At 66.7% G+C, this 19,052-nt stretch carries 18 protein-coding genes; 7 read left to right on the top strand and 11 right to left on the bottom strand.

All coding sequences use genetic code 11. The features are described from left to right. Positions 1–22: 22 nt before the first annotated feature. The 4 genes from ACYX4S_RS05860 (at position 23) to ACYX4S_RS05845 (ending at position 3,435) form a co-directional block, all read left to right on the top strand. Positions 23–490, top strand: coding sequence for a RidA family protein (locus tag ACYX4S_RS05860; RefSeq protein WP_293718342.1), 468 nt, complete (start codon positions 23–25; stop codon positions 488–490). A 67-nt stretch (positions 491–557) separates the two neighbouring features. Next, positions 558–1,319: a glycerophosphodiester phosphodiesterase family protein gene (locus ACYX4S_RS05855; RefSeq protein WP_476362216.1), complete on the top strand. Its 762-nt coding sequence runs from the start codon at positions 558–560 to the stop codon at positions 1,317–1,319. 164 nt (positions 1,320–1,483) lie between these two features. Next, positions 1,484–2,761 carry a GNAT family N-acetyltransferase gene (locus ACYX4S_RS05850; protein WP_476362825.1) on the top strand — a complete coding sequence of 426 codons (1,278 nt, stop codon included), beginning with the start codon at positions 1,484–1,486 and terminating at the stop codon, positions 2,759–2,761. A gap of 236 nt (positions 2,762–2,997) precedes the next feature. Then, on the top strand, positions 2,998–3,435 hold the full coding sequence (locus tag ACYX4S_RS05845) for an HIT family protein (protein ID WP_293718336.1): 438 nt from the start codon (positions 2,998–3,000) through the stop codon (positions 3,433–3,435). 16 nt (positions 3,436–3,451) lie between these two features. Here ACYX4S_RS05845 and ACYX4S_RS05840 read toward each other — a convergent pair whose 3' ends face one another. The 6 genes from ACYX4S_RS05840 to ACYX4S_RS05815 all read right to left on the bottom strand — a co-directional run bounded on the left by ACYX4S_RS05840 (position 3,452) and on the right by ACYX4S_RS05815 (position 9,141). Continuing rightward, on the bottom strand, positions 3,452–4,105 hold the full coding sequence (locus ACYX4S_RS05840; RefSeq protein ID WP_476362215.1) for a glutathione S-transferase family protein: 654 nt from the start codon (positions 4,103–4,105) through the stop codon (positions 3,452–3,454). Positions 4,106–4,202: 97 nt separating this feature from the next. Next, positions 4,203–4,553 (bottom strand): AzlD domain-containing protein, encoded by a 351-nt coding sequence (locus tag ACYX4S_RS05835; protein WP_476362214.1) that lies wholly within the window; start codon positions 4,551–4,553, stop codon positions 4,203–4,205. Continuing rightward, a complete protein-coding gene (locus tag ACYX4S_RS05830) occupies positions 4,553–5,314 on the bottom strand; it encodes an AzlC family ABC transporter permease (protein ID WP_476362213.1) in 762 nt (253 codons plus the stop codon). Before ACYX4S_RS05830 ends, ACYX4S_RS05835 begins: the two co-directional genes overlap by 1 nt. Before the next feature lie 183 nt (positions 5,315–5,497). Further along, entirely contained in the window at positions 5,498–7,975 is a 2,478-nt protein-coding gene (gene clpA / locus ACYX4S_RS05825) for an ATP-dependent Clp protease ATP-binding subunit ClpA (protein WP_293718328.1), read from the bottom strand. 9 nt (positions 7,976–7,984) lie between these two features. Further along, on the bottom strand, positions 7,985–8,314 hold the full coding sequence (gene clpS / locus ACYX4S_RS05820; protein WP_293718326.1) for an ATP-dependent Clp protease adapter ClpS: 330 nt from the start codon (positions 8,312–8,314) through the stop codon (positions 7,985–7,987). 497 nt (positions 8,315–8,811) lie between these two features. Continuing rightward, positions 8,812–9,141 (bottom strand): phasin family protein, encoded by a 330-nt coding sequence (locus tag ACYX4S_RS05815; protein WP_476362824.1) that lies wholly within the window; start codon positions 9,139–9,141, stop codon positions 8,812–8,814. Positions 9,142–9,786: 645 nt separating this feature from the next. Here ACYX4S_RS05815 and ACYX4S_RS05810 point away from each other — a divergent pair. After that, on the top strand, positions 9,787–11,289 hold the full coding sequence (locus ACYX4S_RS05810) for a serine hydrolase (RefSeq protein WP_476362212.1): 1,503 nt from the start codon (positions 9,787–9,789) through the stop codon (positions 11,287–11,289). Positions 11,290–11,361: 72 nt separating this feature from the next. Here ACYX4S_RS05810 and ACYX4S_RS05805 read toward each other — a convergent pair whose 3' ends face one another. Both ACYX4S_RS05805 and ACYX4S_RS05800 read right to left on the bottom strand, forming a co-directional pair. After that, on the bottom strand, positions 11,362–12,075 hold the full coding sequence (locus ACYX4S_RS05805) for a DnaJ domain-containing protein (protein ID WP_476362211.1): 714 nt from the start codon (positions 12,073–12,075) through the stop codon (positions 11,362–11,364). A 56-nt stretch (positions 12,076–12,131) separates the two neighbouring features. Continuing rightward, the gene (locus tag ACYX4S_RS05800) at positions 12,132–12,917 is read right to left on the bottom strand and encodes a vWA domain-containing protein (protein ID WP_476362210.1); all 786 of its coding nucleotides are present in this window, start codon (positions 12,915–12,917) and stop codon (positions 12,132–12,134) included. 151 nt (positions 12,918–13,068) lie between these two features. On the opposite strand from ACYX4S_RS05800, the gene panC reads away from it, so the two are divergent. After that, positions 13,069–13,923: a pantoate--beta-alanine ligase gene (panC, locus tag ACYX4S_RS05795; RefSeq protein WP_476362209.1), complete on the top strand. Its 855-nt coding sequence runs from the start codon at positions 13,069–13,071 to the stop codon at positions 13,921–13,923. A 21-nt stretch (positions 13,924–13,944) separates the two neighbouring features. Here panC and ACYX4S_RS05790 read toward each other — a convergent pair whose 3' ends face one another. Further along, positions 13,945–14,379 carry a DUF1489 family protein gene (locus ACYX4S_RS05790; RefSeq protein ID WP_476362208.1) on the bottom strand — a complete coding sequence of 145 codons (435 nt, stop codon included), beginning with the start codon at positions 14,377–14,379 and terminating at the stop codon, positions 13,945–13,947. 137 nt (positions 14,380–14,516) lie between these two features. Between ACYX4S_RS05790 and ACYX4S_RS05785 the strand changes: the two genes are divergently transcribed. Further along, entirely contained in the window at positions 14,517–15,404 is an 888-nt protein-coding gene (locus tag ACYX4S_RS05785; protein ID WP_476362207.1) for an NAD-dependent epimerase/dehydratase family protein, read from the top strand. Between the two features lie 27 nt (positions 15,405–15,431). On the opposite strand, the gene ACYX4S_RS05780 is transcribed toward ACYX4S_RS05785, so the two are convergent. Together ACYX4S_RS05780 and ACYX4S_RS05775 are read right to left on the bottom strand one after the other, a co-directional pair. Next, on the bottom strand, positions 15,432–17,372 hold the full coding sequence (locus tag ACYX4S_RS05780; RefSeq protein WP_476362206.1) for an acetyl/propionyl/methylcrotonyl-CoA carboxylase subunit alpha: 1,941 nt from the start codon (positions 17,370–17,372) through the stop codon (positions 15,432–15,434). A gap of 68 nt (positions 17,373–17,440) precedes the next feature. After that, entirely contained in the window at positions 17,441–19,048 is a 1,608-nt protein-coding gene (locus ACYX4S_RS05775; RefSeq protein ID WP_476362205.1) for a carboxyl transferase domain-containing protein, read from the bottom strand. Positions 19,049–19,052 lie beyond the last annotated feature (4 nt).

Raw genomic sequence — 19,052 nt, 5'->3', positions numbered from 1 at the left:
TCCATGCCGAAGAGAGATGAAGATGAGCGGAACGATCGAATCGCGCCTCGCCGAACTCGGGATCACCCTGCCCGTGGCCGCGACGCCCGTCGCCAACTACGCGCCTTTCATGCAGACCGGCAACCAGCTTTTCATCTCCGGTCAGGTGCCGATGGGACCGGACGGCCTGCAGTTCAAGGGCAAGCTTGGCGCCGATCTCTCCCTTGAGGACGGCCAGGCTGCCGCGCGCCTTTGCGCGATGAACCTGCTCGCCCAGGCCAGGGCCGCGCTCGGCGGTGACCTCGAGCGCGTCGTGCGCCTGGTGAAGATCGTCGGCTTCGTCAATTCCACGCCCGACTACGAGGACCAGCCGAAGGTCGTGAACGGCGCTTCCGACTTCTTCGTCGAGGTTCTGGGCGACAAGGGACGGCACGCACGCTCCGCCGTCAGCGCCGCCGCCCTGCCGCTGGGTGTCGCCGTCGAGGTCGAGGCGATCTTCGAGGTCGCCTGAGCCGCCCGCCTTTCCGGGGCGCTCCGCGCCCCGGACCTCCTCCCGAATTGCCGCCGAAGGTTCCCGGATGCGTGACATTGCCTGGCTGACGAGCCGTCCGATCGCCCATCGCGGCTATCATGACGCCCCGCGCGGCGTGCTGGAGAACTCGCCCTCGGCGGTGGAGGCCGCCCTCGCCAGGGGATTTTCCATCGAGGTCGACCTGCAGCCGAGCTCCGACGGCAAGGCCATGGTCTTTCACGACGACGCGCTCGACCGGCTGACCTTCGAGACCGGAGACATCCGCGACAGGACGGCGGCTGAACTGACACGGCTGCGGATGCGTGGCGGCGATGATAGGCTGTGGGTTCTGGAAGACCTGCTCGGTCTCGTCGACGGCAAGGTCGGGCTTTGCATCGAACTCAAGTCGCGGTTCGCCCGCCGGCCCGACGCGGAATGGATCGGAGGCATCGCCCGCCTCCTACAGGCCTATCCCGGTCCGGTGGCGGTCAAGTCGTTCGACCCCGACATGCTGGAGCTGATGCGCGCGGCCGCGCCGGAGATCCCGCGCGGGGCGCTCGGCGACGGCGCCCGCGATCTCGAGGAATGGGGCCGCGCCTCGCGCATGGACCGCTTCATCCTGCGCAACATTCTCTATGCGCCCCGGGTGCGCCCGAGCTTCGTTTCCTGGTGGGTGAAGGACCTGCCCGCCCTCGCGCCGAGCCTGCTCAGGCGCATCTTCGGCCTGCCGATCATCACCTGGACCGTGCGTACCGCCGAGGACCGCAAGCGCGCGGCCGCCTTCGCCGACCAGATCGTCTTCGAGGGCTTCGACGCCGACGCTCCCTGACCCGTGGAGCCCCGGCGCCGGCGCGACCGCGTCTTTTCGCAAGCGGTCGACGCCCTACATGACAAGGTGCCCGGTCCCTCCCGGCTGGGCCTTCATTCAGGACACGCCGGCTGAACGTGCCGGCGAACGCGAAACGGCAGACCGCGAGAGGATCTCCACGCGTGGTGACGAACAGCGACGACGACACGACCCCGGACCCTGAAACGAACTTTCGCCTCAAGGCGCTGGCAAGCCTTTCCGGAATTTCCCGCAAGGACTGGGACGCGCTCGCCAATCCGGGCTGGTCGCTCGGCCACGGCGGCAGGCTCGAAAGGGCGCCCACGCTTGAATCGGTTTCGCAGGAAACAGATTCAACGTCTCAGGAAAACGACTTCAACCCCTTCATTTGCCACGACTTCCTCTCCATCCTGGAAGAGAGCGGATGCGTTGGACCGCAAGCGGGATGGATCCCGCAGCACCTCGTCCTGGAAGATCCGGACGAACGCCCGGTCGCGGCCCTGCCCTGCTATCTCAAGACCAACTCACAGGGCGAATACGTCTTCGACCACGCATGGGCGGACGCCTACGAGCGCGCAGGCGGATCGTATTACCCCAAGCTCCAGTGTTCCGTCCCCTTCACGCCCGCCACGGGCCGACGCTTCCTGACGGGCGCGCGCGTCGACCGGCGCGCGGCCATCGGCGCGTTGCTTGGCGGCGCCACGGCGCTGTGCCAGATGCGCGAGGCCTCCTCCGTCCACATCACCTTCATGAACGAAGCGGAATGGGAAGCGGCGGGCGACGAAGGCTTCCTCCAGCGCATGGACCAGCAGTTCCACTGGCTGAACCACGGCTACGCGGATTTCGACGCGTTCCTCGGAGACCTCGCCTCCCGCAAGCGCAAGCAGATCCGCAAGGAGCGCCGCGAGGCCCTGCCGGCGGACATCGAAATCGAATGGGTGACGGGCCCGGACCTGACGGAAGCGCACTGGGACGCCTTCTTCGAATTCTACCAGGACACGGGAAGCCGCAAATGGGGTCGCCCCTACCTCAACCGCGCGTTCTTCTCGCTGCTGGGCGAGCGGCTCGGCGAGCGGGTGCTCCTCGTCATGGCGAAGCGCGAGGGACGCTATATCGCTGGAGCGCTCAACCTCATCGGCTCGCACACACTGTTCGGGCGCAACTGGGGCTGCATCGAGGACCACCCCTTCCTGCACTTCGAGGTCTGCTACTATCAGGCCATCGATTTCGCCATTGCCAGGGGACTGTCTCGCGTCGAGGCCGGCGCGCAGGGCGCGCATAAGCTTGCGCGCGGCTACCTGCCGACCCCCACATGGTCGGCGCACTACATCGACCACCCCGGGTTCGCCCGCGCCGTTGCCGACTACCTTGAGGAGGAACGCGCCATGGTCGCCCGCGAGAACGAGGTCATCCGCACCGAGATGTCCCCTTTCAGAAAAACCTGAAGAGGACCGGCGAAGCGATTCATCCGACTCGGGTTTCGCCGCCGCATTGAATCAGATCCTGAACGCGGTTTCCGTTCGCGACAGGCGCACTCGGGCTGCAAGTTGAATCGGATTGTGAGCTTGAATCTGATTCAGAACTTGAACCGCCCGCGCGCCTGTGCTGCCAAGAAGACGACATGATCCGGCACGCCGTTCCGCATCGGGACACGGCGCGCCCCTCGAACGGAGATCCCGGGATGACGATCGACACGACTGCCGCCTATGACGACCAGAATGTCTTCGCCAAGATCCTGCGCGGCGAGCTGCCGGCGGAGAAGGTCTACGAGGACGAGGCGACGCTTGTCATCATGGACATCATGCCGCGTGGCGACGGCCACGTGCTTGTGATTCCCAAGGCCCCGTCGCGCAACATTCTCGACATCGCCGAGAAAGACCTTTTCGCGGTCATGGCCACGGTGAAGAAGATGGCGCGTGCCGTCGTCGCCGCTTTCGACGCCGACGGCACGACCATTCAGCAGTTCTCCGAGAGTGCCGGCGGGCAGGTGGTGTTCCACACCCATGTGCATGTGATTCCACGCTTCAGCGACGTGCCGCTGCGCCCGCACACCGGCGAGATGGCCGATCAGGCGGTCCTGGCCGCCAACGCCAAGCGGATCCGCGCCGCCCTCGCCTGACCCTGTCCGGCTTTTCTCAGCTTGCGGCTGCCGCCGCTCCGGCGGCGGCCTCATGCTCGGCGGCAAGCCGCGCATCGTCGGCAAAGACCTTCTGGAAACTCTCCCGCGACGTGACACGGCGGGTGTAGTCGGTGAAGACCGGAAGACCGGGCACGAGATTGAACATCAGCGTCCAGTGCAGCGCGGCGCCCCAGTGAATGTCGGCGACCGTGATCTCGTCACCGAGAAGGTAGGCCGCTTTGCCGAGCTGGCCGGCCAGAAGGTCCACCACCCCCTCATAGGTTCCGTAGGGCGATTGCACGGCCGACGGCACGTGCCCCGCGGCCTTGTCGATCACGGCCGGCTCGAAACAGGCCGCATAGATCGTCATCCAGCGCAGATAGGCGCCACGGCGCGGATCGCCCGGCATGGGGGTCAGGCCGGCCTGCGGGAAAAGATCTCCCAGATACAGCGCAATGGCGACGGATTCGGTCACCACCGTGTCGCCATGCGTGAGCGCCGGCACCTTGCCGAGCGGGTTGACGGCAAGGAACGCCGGGGACTTCAGCTCGCCGGCATGCATGTTGAGAATATCGAGTTCGTAGGGCGCGCCAAGTTCATCGAGCAGCACGCGCGCGGTCGAGGCACGGGTCTGGGGGGCGTAGTGAAGCGTCAGCGTATCGGAGGACATCCGGTCTTTCTCCCAAGGGCGCGGCGCGCCAGTGCGCCGGCGGAAAGACCATGACAGGGCGCTGCTGACAGCCTGGTGTCAGCAGCCCTTTCCCTCTTCAGCCGCCGCCGAGAAGGAGCCAGCCGCCAACGAGGATCGCATCGGCGACGGCCACGCCGACGACGATCTTCTCGCGGCTGCCGAGATAGGCCGCAAACCCGATCGCCACCGCCGCCATCCTGAGCGCCATGGGCGTTTCGGCAAGCGCGCCGATGGGAAACAGGATCAACCGGGCGATCACGCCCGCGACAAGCGCCGTCGCCACGCAGCGCACGTAGATGAACAGCTCGCTGTCCTCGCGCAGCTTGCCGCTGGCGAAGACGCCGAGCCAGCGCCAGATGTCCGTCGCCAGCCAGCCCGCGACAAGGATCATCGCATAGGGCCACCACCAGGGATCAGTGAGGCTCATCACCACCCCCTCCGCGCAAGGCGTGTCGCCCCGTAGGCGAGCGTTCCGCCCACCAGCCCCGTCCACAGCAGGTCGAGGCCCGGCGCGTAGAGATAGAACACGGGGCCGAGAACCAGCCCGACGATGAGCGCCGCCTTGTCGGCGGAAACCCGCGCCGCGCTCCACATGGAGCACAGGAAGTAGATCGGCGTGAGCATCGACAGCGCGCCCGCCACCATCGGCGGCATTCCGTCGACCAGCATGTAGGACACGCCCGTCATGCAGAAGACGAAGCCGGTCAGCGACCCTCCGAAGCCGACGAAGAACGGCAGCCGCGCCGGTCTCGGCAGGCTTTCCAAATTGCGCATGGCGAAAACCCAGGCCGTCACCGCGACGAAATGCGAGGCGAACAGCATCGGCAGCCGGCGCACCTTCCCCTCGCCGCGCAGGATCGGCATGAGCGCCATCGTCATGGGCATGAGACGCACGGACGCGAGCGCGACGGCAATCGCGGCCGGCACCATGCCAAGCCCGGTGGTGATGGCACCGGTGAGCACCACGATGCTCGGCAGCGCCCACACGAGGCCGGTCATGGCCAGCGTCTGGCCGAGCGTCAGCCCGCTTTCGCGCGCCAGCGAGGCATAACCGACAAAGGCGGCCGTGAGGATGAGAGCCGGGATCGACACCGCCGACCGCATTCCCCGGAAGGCCCAGTACCAGCCGGACTTGGGGGGCTCCGACGCGGCGGACGCGCCTTTCTGGGAGACGGGATCGGTCGACATCGGGACCTTGTGGCGGGAGCCTTGCGACGAAACGGCAAGGTGGAAAAAGCGGAACGGGACAAAACGGACGGCCCCTGCATCCCTTTCTTCCTAGCAGTTTGCCCGGCAAATGCAAAACGGCACCGCAAGGGTGCCGTTCGCGTTCTCGTGTCATGCGGCCGGGTCCATGTGGCCAGGCCGGTCTCAGTCGGCCAGCGGGACCTTGGGAACCAGGCTGCGCTTGCCGCCGCCGCCACCCGACGGGCCGCCCTTCGACGATCCGCCGCCGGACGTGCCGTCATCGCCGTCACCGGACTGGTCCGGGGAGGACGCCTTCCTGGCCGCGGGCTTGCGCCTGCGCTTCGGCTTGGCGGTCTTGGGCTTCTCCGCCTTCGGCTTGACGACGGGATCCTCGACACTCTCCAGAAGCAGCCCTTCCGCGTCCTCGGAGACCGACACCTTGACGGTGCCGCCCTTCTTGAGCTTGCCGAACAGCACCTCGTCGGCGAGCGGCCGCTTGATGTGCTCCTGGATGACGCGGGACAGCGGGCGGGCGCCCATCTGCTCGTCGTATCCCTTGTCGGCGAGCCACGCGATGGCGTTCTCCGTCAGCTCGAAGGTCACGCCGCGATCCGCGAGCTGGGCCTCGAGCTGCATGACGAACTTCTCGACGATCCGGTGCACGACCTCCGTCGGCAGGCTGCCGAAGGTGATGACCGCGTCGAGCCGGTTGCGGAACTCCGGCGTGAACAGGCGGTTGATCGCTTCCTTGTCGTCACCTTCGCGCTTGACCCGGTTGAAGCCGATCGGGGCCTTGGCCATGTCGGCGGCGCCGGCATTCGTCGTCATGATGAGGATGACGTTTCGGAAATCGACCTGCTTGCCGTTGTGATCGGTGAGCTTGCCGTGGTCCATGACCTGCAACAGGATGTTGTACAGGTCCGGATGGGCCTTCTCGATCTCGTCAAGCAGCAGCACGCAATGCGGGTGCTGGTCGACACCATCCGTCAGCAGACCGCCCTGATCGAAGCCGACATAGCCCGGAGGCGCGCCGATGAGCCGCGACACCGTGTGGCGTTCCATGTACTCCGACATGTCGAAGCGCAGCAGCTCCACGCCGAGCGACGCGGCAAGCTGGCGGGCAACCTCGGTCTTGCCGACGCCGGTCGGGCCGGTGAACAGGTAGTTGCCGATCGGCTTGTCCGGCTCGCGCAGACCCGCGCGGGCGAGCTTGATCGAGGTCGACAGCGCGGCGATCGCCGCGTCCTGGCCGTAGACCATGCGCTTCAGCGTATCGGTCAGGTTGGACAGGACCTCCGCGTCCGACTTGGAGACCGACTTCGGCGGAATGCGGGCCATGGAGGCGACCGTCGCCTCGATCTCCTTGACGCCGATGGTCTTGCGGCGGCGCCCCTCGGGAACGAGCTTCTGCGAGGCCCCGGACTCGTCGATCACGTCGATCGCCTTGTCCGGCAGCTTGCGGTCGTTGATGTAGCGCGAGGACAGCTCCACCGCCGTCTTGATGGCGTCATTGGTATAGCGGACCTTGTGGAACGTCTCGAAGTAGGGCTTCAGCCCCTTCAGGATCTCGATGGCGTCCTCGACGGTCGGCTCGTTCACGTCGATCTTCTGGAACCGGCGCAGCAACGCGCGGTCCTTCTCGAAGAACTGGCGGTACTCCTTGTAGGTGGTCGAGCCCACGCAACGGATGGAGCCCGAGGCAAGCGCCGGCTTGAGCAGGTTCGAGGCGTCCATCGCCCCGCCCGACGTCGCGCCCGCGCCGATCACCGTGTGGATCTCGTCGATGAACATCACCGCGCCGGGATAGTCCTCGATCTCCTTCACGACCTGCTTCAGCCGCTCCTCGAAATCGCCGCGATAGCGGGTCCCGGCGAGCAGCGCGCCCATGTCGAGCGAGAAGATGGTGGCGTCGAGCAGCACGTCCGGGACGTCCTTGTCGACGATACGCTTGGCCAGACCTTCCGCGATGGCGGTCTTGCCCACGCCCGGATCGCCCACGAACAACGGGTTGTTCTTGGAGCGCCGGCACAGGATCTGGATCGTGCGCGAGATCTCCTGGTCGCGACCGATCAGCGGATCGATACGGCCCGCGGCGGCCTTTTCGTTCAGGTTGACGCAATAGGCCTCAAGCGCGTCCGTCTTCTGCTTGGGCTTCTCCACGCCTTCCTCGGTGGCGGCTTCCTCGTCGGCGCCGCGCACCGGGCGCGCCTCGGACATGCCGGAGCGCTTCGCGATGCCATGCGAGATGTAGTTGACCGCGTCGTAACGGGTCATGTCCTGCTCCTGCAGGAAGTAGGCCGCATGGCTCTCGCGCTCGGCGAAGATCGCCACGAGCACGTTGGCGCCCGTCACCTCCTCGCGGCCCGACGACTGGACGTGGATCACTGCGCGCTGGATCACGCGCTGGAAACCGGCCGTCGGCTTGGAGTCCTCGTCGCCCTCGACGATAAGGTTCTCGAGTTCGGTGTCGATGTATTCGACCAGGTTCCGCTTGAGCGCGTCGAGGTCGACGTTGCACGCGCGCATGACCGCCGCCGCGTCCTGGTCTTCCACGAGGGCGAGCAGGAGGTGTTCGAGCGTCGCGTATTCCTGCTGACGCTCGTTGGCGAAGGACAGGGCCTGATGCAGGGCCTTTTCAAGGCTTCTCGAGAATGAAGGCACGGGTGCCCCCTATTTCTTTTCCATTACACACTGGAGAGGATGCTGGTGTTTGCGCGCAAAGTCCATGACCTGCGTCACCTTGGTCTCCGCGACCTCATAGGTGTAGACACCGCACTCCCCCACTCCGTGGTGATGGACGTGCAACATAATGCGCGTGGCTTCCTCCCGGTTCTTCTGAAAAAACCGTTCCACCACGTGCACGACGAATTCCATGGGCGTGTAGTCGTCATTGAGGAGAAGGACGCGATAAAGGTTCGGCCGCTTGGCGACGGTTCTGGTCTTGGTGACGACCAGATTGCCTGTGTCGTCGCCGTCGCCATGCTGGGATCCCTTCGTCATCGCCACTCCAAAGCCCGTCGTTGCGGGTCGCCCCTGTCGTTGGTTCCGGTCTCTGGTCCCGGTTCGCAAGTTTTCTCGGACCCGATGGGGGTCCTGCCGCATCGCCAGAAAGCCGCATGTGCCGGGCGACGGGTATTTCCGCAAACCCCTGCCTCGGGATCTACGGAAACGATCCGCCGGCGGATCGGCCCGCTTCGCCGACGCGGTCGTCATCCTAATGTATGGCATCCGGCTTGAACCTCAATGGCCTGCGACCAGCGAGCGCGAGACACGAAAATGTGTTGTCGGCAAACGGTCGCCCGGACGCGGCCGGGGATGCCTTGCGAACGTCGGGGGCCGCGAGGGCGGCGTGCCGCGCTTCGCCGCGACCGCCATCCCTGCAATGTCCGGGGAGAAAAAGAAAAAGCGCCCGCGAGGCGGGCGCTTGAACATGCGGCGGCCGGAGATCCGGCCGCACGACAAAGACGGGCAGCAACCGCCCGTCCCGGTCTGGAAACTTACTTGCCGACCTTGGCCATCACGCCCTCGTAGGGCTTGTAGGCTTCCTTGGCGAGCTCGGAATACATCTCGCCGATCTTCGTGGCCTCGCCGACGAAGGACTCGTAGGCGCCCTTCACGTAGTCGCTCTGCGCCTCGAAGGCCTTGTCGAGCGACTTGGCGGCGACGAGCTTCTCGAGCGCGGCGGAGCTGTCCTCAAAGGACTTCTTCTGGTAGTCGGCGACCTCGGTGGCGATGGCCTGCATGCCCTTGGTCATGGCGCCGAAGCTCTGCATCATGACATCCATGCTGTCCTTGGAGAGCTTCTGCATATCGTCGAAACCGTTCATCATGGTGACCTCTTTCGATTGATCCCGAGACCGCACCGACATCCGCCCAAAATCGCCGGAACGGCTCGCTGTCTCTCATGAGCTGCGACAGTGGCCGGGACCGCGCAGGAACCCCCTCAGGCCCGAGAACCGGGCGCACGCGTCTGCAGCACCCGAAATTTATGCAGTGCACAAAATTTGTCAAGGTTTGATTTTGCAGCGCAACATAAGAGAAACTGCCGGGATGCCGTCCCTCCTGCCGCCCCCGGCTTTCCGCCAGCCCCGGTCCCGCCGCGTCGCATGCGCGTCATTTGTGCAGGATGGCAACGGAAAGCGGCATCGGTAACGGCGCATTAACCGCCTTTTGCGACGCTCGGGCATCGACGGATCGAAGCCAAAACGGCATGATGCCTTGGCATTCGGATCCACTCATCGGTCGCATTTGCACTTCCGTAACCGTGTTTGCGACAAGATGGACAATGTGGCCTTTCGGCACGGTGTCTCCTCCGGTGCCGGTCGAGTAAAAGAGCCACGACAGACGAAGAGCGGACGAAGCGGGCCATCCCGTTCCGACCGCGAGAGGTTCCTACGGCCCGGCAGCAGGGCGGACCGCGGGACACACGAAACACCTGGCCCGAATGGGGTGACATTGTGCTGAGTAAAGGTGTGAGGCGTTTCGGACGCGCAATCGCAATCGGACTTCGCGGAACGGTCGTTGCCGGGCTGGTCCTTGGAGTCACCGCAATAACCGCCGTTCCGGCGTTCGCGAACTCCAAGTATTCCGGCTTCGTCGTCGACGCCAAGACCGGTCGTACCCTGTACGACTACAAGGCCGACGTGCGCCGGTATCCCGCGTCGCTGACGAAGATCATGACGCTCTATCTCCTGTTCGAGGAGATCGAGGCCGGTCGCATGTCCATGCAGACGCCGCTGAAGGTGTCGCGCTATGCCGCGAGCCGTCCGCCCTCCAAGCTGGGTCTCAAGCCCGGCAGCTCCATCCGTGCGAAGGACGCGATCCTGGCGCTGGTCACCAAGTCGGCCAATGACGTGGCCGTGGTGGTCGCCGAGAACGTGTCCGGCTCGGTGCCCAAGTTCGCCAAGCGCATGACCCGCACCGCGCGCGCGCTCGGCATGAAGCGCACCACGTTCCGCAATCCCTCGGGCCTGCCCAACAAGGCCCAGGTGACGACGGCACGCGACATGGCGACGCTCGGCCGCGCCATCAAGCAGCGCTTCCCCAAGTACTTCAAGCTGTTCAGCACCCGCAGCTTCTCCTACAAGGGCCGCCGCTACGGCAACCACAACCGGCTTCTCGGCCGCGTGCGTGGCGTGGACGGCATCAAGACCGGCTACACCCGCGCCTCGGGCTTCAACCTGGTCACCAACGTGGAGACCGGCGGTCGCCACATCGTGGCCGTGGTGATGGGCGGGCGCACCGGCGCCTCGCGCAACAAGCAGATGACCAAGCTCATCGGCAAATACATGCCCAAGGCCAGCAAGGGCCGCTACACGGCGCCCTCGCTCGTCGCCAACGTGACGACGCCTGGCGACCGCTCGCTCTTTGCCGGGCTGTCCCCGAAGGACGTGCCGGTGCCGAACCTGAAGCCGGGCGTGATGACGCAGGTCGCGGCGGCCTCCGTGCCGGTGCCGCTTCCGCCCAAGCCGATCGTCGAGCCGGAGATCGTGACCGGATCCATCATCCGCGTTCCGCAGAAGCCCGACCTCCAGGCCGCCCTGCGCCGCAAGACGATGGCCTACGCCTCGACCTCGTCGGTGCCCACGCCGCGCGCACCGGAGCTCGCGATCCGCAAGGTTCGCACCCAGCCGATCCAGGTTGCGTCCGCGGGCGCGGATGTTCCGCTGCCCGACGCGCCGAAGTCCTCGTCCGTGACGGTTGCGACCAACAACGTCGCCGAGCCGAAGCCGGCGTGGCAGGTGCAGATCGCGGCCGCTGAAAGCGAGGACGCGGCGGTTGCCATGCTCAAGAAGGCCAGCAGCGCCATGGGATCGCGCCTGCGCGGCTATGTGCCCTACACCGAGCCGGTGGAAAGCGGTGGCGCCACGCTCTACCGGGCCCGTTTCGTCGGCTTCGAGACGAAGACCGCGGCCTGGGACGCCTGTTCGAGCCTGAAGCGCAAGCGGTTCAACTGCTACGCGATCTATCAGTGAGTATCGATTGAGGGTCCGGCACATCGGCTTGCCGGTGCCGGACCCTGGAATGTGTAACGCGTATCTGTGAGTTCAGTCATGATCGAGAAGCAGGTCCTTCGCCTCGTTGAGTTTCGCGGCGAGAAATCCGCTCCCTCCCTGGTCGGGATGGACGCGCTTCATAAGCCTGCGGTGCGCCGCACGGACTTCCGCCTCGCCGGCGCCGGGCGCAAGCCCCAGAACCTGGTAGGCCTCCTCCTTGGTCATGGCGCCCGCGCCCGGCGCGGCTCCCTGCCCCGCTGTGCCATCCGCCTCGAAGTCTACACGCCAGCCGGGTTGCCGGCGGTCGAGATAAGCTTCGAGTAAGGCACGGCTGTCCGTGTCCGAGGACACCTCCCCGTAGAGCGACCTGAGCTCGGCGGGCGACAGACCCGACAGTCGGCGCCCCTCGAAGGCGCCGGCCAGAACCTCCCCTTCCATGTCCCCGCTGTCGTGATCGAGCCGCATCTCGAGGAACACCGACCGCACCACGGACGCGGCACCGTCGCCCGACGCGTCGTCCCCTTCTCCCGCCCGGGAAAAGCCCCGCGCCCTGCGCAGGCCCAGAAGCGTCAGGCCGAAACCGCCCGCGAGCATCGCCAGGTCGATCCGGCGCGCGAAGAGCAGCCCGGCCGCCGCCAGCAACAGCCCGATGCCGCCGAAGGTCTTGAGTTGCCTGGCCAGCCTTGCCGTGTCCGCACTGGCGGTAAAGCTCGCCAGGATCAGCAGGAGCCCGAGCGCTCCAAGCCCCAGAAGAAAAAACCCCATTCCGCCTCCCGAAAGGGCCCTTGCGGCCCCGCTTCCGTTCCCCGCGCGCCGAGGTGTCAGCGCAGGTGGCTCAGGAAGAGCCGCGCCCCGTCATCGCCCGAACGCCGCAGCCGCTCAAGCCCGTCCCGTCCCGCCGACGCATAGACCGCCGCCGCCTTGAGCAGCGCCGCAAGCTCTCCCGGCGCACCGGAATCCAGCGCGAAATGCGCGCCGCCGGACAGTCTGGCGATCTCGCGGAACGCCCGTGTGGCGTGAGACTCGGCGCCCTCCTGAAACACGAAGGCCGGCACGCCGAGCACCCCCATCTCGCCCGCCCGCGCGCACAGCCCGTCCACGTCCTCCTCGACGCAGTCGCCGATGTAGACCAGGGCCTGCACCTTGCGCCGGCGCGCCTCGTCGAGCGTGTGGCGCAGCACCTTGCGGATCTGGGTCGTGCCGCCGCGACAGTCGATCCGCGACATGAGATCCGCGAGCTTGCGTCCGTTGTCGACCCATTTCGACGCACCGCATTCCCCGAAACCGCGAAAGTACACGAGTTGCATGGCAAGGCCGCCGGAGGCAGACGCGGCCTCGAACATTTCCGCCTGCACATTGCAGGCACGGTCCCAGGTCGGCTGACGGCTCATGGTCGCGTCGAGCGCGAAGACCAGGCGTCCGCGCCCGACTTCCTTGCGGCTTTGTTCCGCCGCCTGAAGGAAGGAAGAAATATCCGCTCCCGAGGACGGCCTGACCGCTCCGCCCTGCGAGGAACGCGCCACCGGCCCCTGCCCTCCGGCCGCATCGGCCTGGCGCTCCGGTATCCCCTGTCCCCTGCCCGCCGTCTTGTCCCCGTTGCTGCTCACGCCTGCCTTGCTCCTGCCCGCCGGTTCTTGAAAAATCATATGGCGTGCATTGCGGAAAAATCCAAACGCCTGTGTTCAAAAGACGTTAAAAGGCATCTGCCGTCCGAAGGGAGGGCGCATGTCGACTCGCGCGAGGAAAGGAACCGCCGGAATGAGTGCACCGCAGGTTCACCCCACCATCTCCGCCCTGAGGGAACACCTTTCCGCCGCCCGCGCGAAAGGCGCGCGCATCGCGATGGTGCCGACGATGGGCGCGCTGCACGAGGGGCATCTGTCGCTTGTGCGCGCCGCGCGTGAACATGCCGAGCACGTGGTGGTTTCGATCTTCGTCAATCCGACCCAGTTCGCCCCGACCGAGGATTTCGACGCCTATCCGCGCGACGAGCAGAGCGACCTCGACAAGCTCGCCGCCGAAGGCGTCGAGAGCGTCTTCATGCCCGGCCGGGCGGAGATGTATCCGGAGGGCTTCGCCACGTCGGTCTCCGTCGGCGGCCCCGCCGAGGGACTGGAGAGCGCGAGCCGGCCGCATTTCTTTTCCGGTGTTTCGCTGGTGGTGACCAAGCTGCTTCTCGCGGCGCTTCCCGACGTGGCGATCTTCGGCGAGAAGGACTACCAGCAGCTTTGCGTCATCCGCCGCTTCGTGCGCGACCTGAACATTCCCGTGCAGGTGCTGGGCGGCGAGACGGTGCGCGAACCCGACGGCCTCGCCATGTCCTCGCGCAACCGCTATCTGGACACGGCCACCCGTGCAACGGCGGCCCGACTGCCCGAAGTTCTCTTCGACACCGCCCGGCGTCTCGAGGCCGGCGTACCGCCCGCCCCGCTTCTGGACCAGGCGATCGCAGCCCTTGCAGCGTCCGGTTTCGACGTCGATTACCTGGAGCTTCGGGAGGCGGATACCCTCGCGCCGCTGGCGTCGGGAACGCGTTCGGCGCGCCTTCTTGTCGCCGCGCGCCTCGGCACCACCCGTCTCATCGACAATGTGGCATTGACCCTGCCGGCTTGAGGCCGGCGAGGCAATGTCCGCTCATATCAGGCAGAGCTCGATGAGTTCGCGGCGCATGGCGTCGGGAATATCGGCGACGGCATCCTGGCGGGCGATGTCCGCCGGCGCGTCATCGGGCTTCAGGTAGCGCCACCCCTGGAACGGCCGGCGCGGCTGCGGCCTTGTGGGATGAAGCACCGGCTCGAGAACGATCTGGCAACGCTTCACGCCCGCCGCATCCGTGATACTGCGAAGATCGACGATCCTCTGCCGCACCTGGATCGCGCCCTTGATCACCCAGTAGAGCGAACCGCCGTCCAGAACCTCGTCGCGGCGCGCGGGCGCCATGCGCGTGGTGTGGGTCTGCTCGGGCTCCAGCCCCTGCTCGCGCTGTTCCGCGGCGCGGAAGTCGATCCAGGCGGCGAGATCCTCGGCGGAATCGACGCCGACGCAGAGTTTGACGATATGCAGAGCCATGCCCTCCGTTATAGGGGGCCAACGCGCCGAGCAAAGCGCCGCACCGGCCACTCATGCCCGCTATGCACAGGCTGCGCCTTCTCCGGAGCCGAAAGAGGCGCCTTGCGCGACTCGCCCGCCGGCGCTTTATTTGCCCCATGAAGGTGTTTCTGACAGGCGGAACCGGAACGATCGGACGGGCAGTGCTCGCGAGGCTGGTGGCGCGCGGCCACCGGGTGACCGCGCTGGCCCGCTCGCCGGAGGCTGGCGCACGGCTGCGCGCGGCGGGCGCCCAGGCCTGGTCGGGAGATCTGCGCGCGCCTCGCGAATGGCTGGCCCAGGCGCTCGGCTCGGACTGTTTCGTCCATCTTGCCAACAGCTTCGACGCCGAGGGCCGGACGGACGAACGCAAGCTGGTCGCCGCGCTCATTGACGCACCGCATGGAACGACACCGTTCCACCTCGTCTACACCGGCGGGATCTGGCTCTATCCGCCAACGCGCGGCACTCCCTTGCGGGAGGCCACCGCCTATTCGCCTCTGCCCGCCTTCGCTCATGTGGTGCACGCCATCCGCTCGCTTGCCGCAAGCCGGCATCTGGCGCTGTCCGTGATTCACCCGGCGCTCGTATGTGCCCGTGACGGTGGCCCCGTCGCCGACATGCGCATGGCGGCCGAGGGCGGACGCCCCTTCGTCACGCGCGCGGAACGCGACACGCTCTGGCCTCTGGTGGACGCCGAGGATCTCGCCGATCTCTACGTACGCGCCGTCGAGGCGCGCAGCTATCGGCTCACCGCCATCGGCTGCGGTGTCGAGGCTGCAAGCGTGGGAAACCTGATGGATCTGGTAAGCGACGGGCTGGGGCTCAGGCTGGACCTGGCCCACGACGAGGCTCCGCCGGACCTGGCGGCCGATCTCGATGTTGCCGCCGGCTATGCCCGTTCGCAGGTCGCAAGCGGCGACGGCGCGCGCCGGCTGCTTGGCTGGTCCCCCGAGGTCACCACCCCCGAGGCCCTCGTTGGCCGGCTGTTCCCGATCGGTGCATAGCAGCCCGGAGACGGGCGGGTTTTCCGCTCACTCCTCAGCAAGGGTCGCGACCGCCGCGCCCTGATCGACCTGCCCGCCCTCGCTGACGAAAACGCTCTCGACCACACCATCGCGCGGGGCAACGATGGCGTGTTCCATCTTCATCGCCTCGACCACCGCGATCCGCTGTCCCTTGGCAACCGTGTCTCCGGCGGCAACATCGACGGCAATCACCTTGCCGTGCATGGGGGCCTTGATGGCGGCCGCGCCGCCCTCGTCCTCGACGACGCGGGAAAGCTGGTCCACGAGCGCCACACGGACGGCACGCCCCGCCTCGATCGCATAGGCGACGTCTCCGCAACGGCGCACGTCCGCCCCGACCGCCGCAAGCGGCTGCCCCTGCCCGTCGAGAACGCCGGCCTGTCCGTCGACCCACCGCACGCTCGTCTTTCGCGGCTCGCCGTCAACCTCGACGCTGACCTGGACACGGCGCTCGCCGGTCAGTTCGAATGCGTCCGCCACGGCAAAGGGATCCCGCCAGCCGTTCGCGTCATTGCAGGTGGTTCCCTGCTCCTCCAGAAGCGACAGCACCGCCTTGCCAACCGCCGCTTCGGACACCGCCCCTTCGGTGAGGCTTTCAAGCGAGCGGTCGATGAGGCCCGTGTCGAAGCCCCCTGCCTTCACCTCCTCGTCGGCGACGAGACGCGCGAGGAAGGCAAGATTCGTCTTCGGCCCGGCGATACGGCTCCTGGCGAAGGCTCCCGCGATCCGCGCCAGCGCCTCGGCGCGCGAGGCGCCGCTGGCGATCACCTTGGCGATCATCGGGTCGTAAAAGGCCGAGATTTCGGCTCCCTCGACCACGCCGGTATCGATGCGAATGCCCTCGCCTTCCGGCAGGTCGAGAACATCGAGCCGTCCGGTGGACGGCAGAAAGCCGGTGTCGGGATCTTCCGCGTAGAGACGGGCCTCGATGGCGTGGCCGTTCAGCCGGATCTCGTCCTGCGCGAGCGGCAGCCCCTCGCCCGAGGCGACACGGAACTGCCATTCCACCAGATCCTGCCCCGTGACGAGTTCCGTCACCGGATGCTCCACCTGCAGCCGGGTGTTCATCTCCATGAACCAGAAACCGTCCGGCCTGAGGGCGCCGGATCCGTCGGCGATGAACTCGATGGTCCCGGCACCGGAATAGTCGACCGCCCGGGCCGCAGCCACGGCGGCCGCGCCCATGGCGGCCCGGGTTTCCGGCGTCATGCCCGGGGCCGGCGCCTCCTCCAGAACCTTCTGGTGGCGACGCTGCGCGGAGCAATCCCGTTCGAAGAGATGGACCGCATTGCCCTTTCCGTCACCGAAGACCTGGATTTCGATGTGACGCGGATTGAGCACGAATTTCTCGATGAGCACGCGCGGATCGCCGAAGGCCGACTGCGCCTCGCGCTGCGCGGACGCAAGCGCCGCGTCGAAGTCGATGGCCTTGTCCACCCGGCGCATCCCCTTGCCGCCGCCGCCCGCAACCGCCTTGATCAGCACCGGATAACCGATCTCATAGGCCTTGCGCTTGAGGAACTCCGCCTCCTGCCGCTCGCCGTGATAGCCGGGAACGACGGGCACGCCGGCCTTTTCCATCAGTGCCTTGGCGCCGTCCTTGAGCCCCATGGCGCGGATCGCCCGTGCCGAGGGACCGACAAAGACGATCCCCGCCTTTTCACAAGCCTCGGCGAAGGCCGCGTTCTCCGAAAGGAAGCCGTATCCCGGGTGAATGGACTGCGCACCCGTCTGTTTCGCCGCCGCGAGAATGCGTTCGCCGACCAGGTAGCTTTCCGCGCTCGGCGCCGGGCCGATATGCACGGCTTCGTCCGCGAGGCGCACATGCAGCGCGTCGCGATCCGCGTCGGAGTAGACCGCGATGGTGCGCAGGCCCAGGCGGCGGGCGGTCTTGATGATGCGGCAGGCGATTTCCCCGCGATTGGCAATCAGCACCGAAGCGAGCATGGGTCAGTCCTTGTCACGAATGAACGAAGCGTCGACGGGAGGGTCGCGGGACGGCGTCCCGCGCCGCCTCACATGCGGAAGACGCCGAAGCGGGTTTCGGGAACGGGCGCGTTGAGCGTCGCCGACAGGGCCAGCGAGAGCACCCTCCGGGTTTCGGACGGCAGGATGATGCCGTCATCCCAAAGCCGCGCCGTCGCGTGATAGGGATGCCCTTCCGCCTCGTAGCGATCGCGGATCGGCGCCTTGAAGGCCGCCTCCTCCTCCGCACTCCAGTCCCCACCGTCCTTCTCGATGTTGTCGCGTTTCACCGTCGCCAGCACGCTGGCCGCCTGCTCGCCGCCCATCACGGAAATGCGGGCGTTCGGCCACATGAAGAGGAAACGTGGCGAGTAGGCGCGCCCGCACATGCCGTAGTTGCCCGCCCCGTAGGACCCGCCGACGATGACCGTGATCTTCGGTACCTTCGCGCAGGCCACCGCCGTCACGAGCTTCGCGCCGTCCTTGGCGATGCCGCCGGCCTCATACTCCCGGCCGACCATGAAACCGGTGATGTTCTGCAGGAACAGCAGCGGAATTCCGCGCTGGCAGCACAATTCGACGAAATGGGCGCCCTTGAGCGCCGATTCAGAGAACAGGATGCCGTTATTGGCAAGGATGCCGACGGGAATGCCGTTGATGCGGGCGAAACCGGTCACGAGCGTCGTGCCGTAGGTAGCCTTGAACTCGTCGAGTTCGGACCCGTCCACGATCCGCGCGATGACCTCGCGAATGTCGTACTGCTTCTTCAGGTCGACCGGCACCACCGCCTCGAGCCCGGCCGGATCGAGAAGCGGATCGCGCGGCGCCGCCAGCACCGGCGACGGCTGCTTGGCGCCATTGAGGTTCGCGACGATACGCCGGGCCTGCTCGAGCGCCTGTTCGTCGTCGAGCGCATAGTGATCGGCAACGCCTGAGACCCTTGCATGAACATCCGCGCCGCCGAGATCCTCGGCCGAGACCTCCTCGCCCGTCGCCGCCTTCACCAGCGGCGGTCCCGCGAGAAAGATCGTTCCCTGCCGGCGCACGATGATGGTCTCGTCGGACATGGCCGGCACATAGGCGCCGCCCGCCGTGCAGGATCCCATCACCACCGCGATCTGCGGAATGCCCATGGACGACATGGTCGCCTGGTTGAAGAAGATGCGGCCGAAATGGTCGCGATCGGGAAAGACATCGGTCTGGTTGGGCAGGTTTGCCCCGCCGGAATCGACCAGATAGAGACAGGGAATCCTGTTCTCCATGGCGATTTCCTGCGCCCGGAGATGCTTCTTCACCGTCATGGGATAGTAGGTGCCGCCCTTGATGGTCGCGTCGTTGCACACGATCATGCAGTCACGACCCGAAACCCGGCCAATGCCCGTGATGAGCCCGGCGCCGTGGATGGCATCCTCGTAAAGCCCGAGCGCGGCAAGCGCCCCGACCTCCAGGAACGGCGTCCCCGGATCGAGCAGACGCGCGACCCGCTCGCGCGGAAGCAGCTTGCCACGCGACACATGCCGCTCGCGGGCCCGCTCGTTGCCCCCCTTCGCGGCCTCGGCGCGCCGCGCCAGAAGGTCCTCGCGCAGCTCCGTCCAGGCGGCCCGATTGGCCTCGACCTCGGCCCCGGACGTTGCCGCACTGCTCTTCAGGATTGCCACCCGT

Source organism: Stappia sp. ABD4_338 (genome assembly GCF_056312175.1).
Note: the sequence above shows the minus strand (reverse complement) of the source record. Positions and strands in the feature narration are given on the sequence as shown.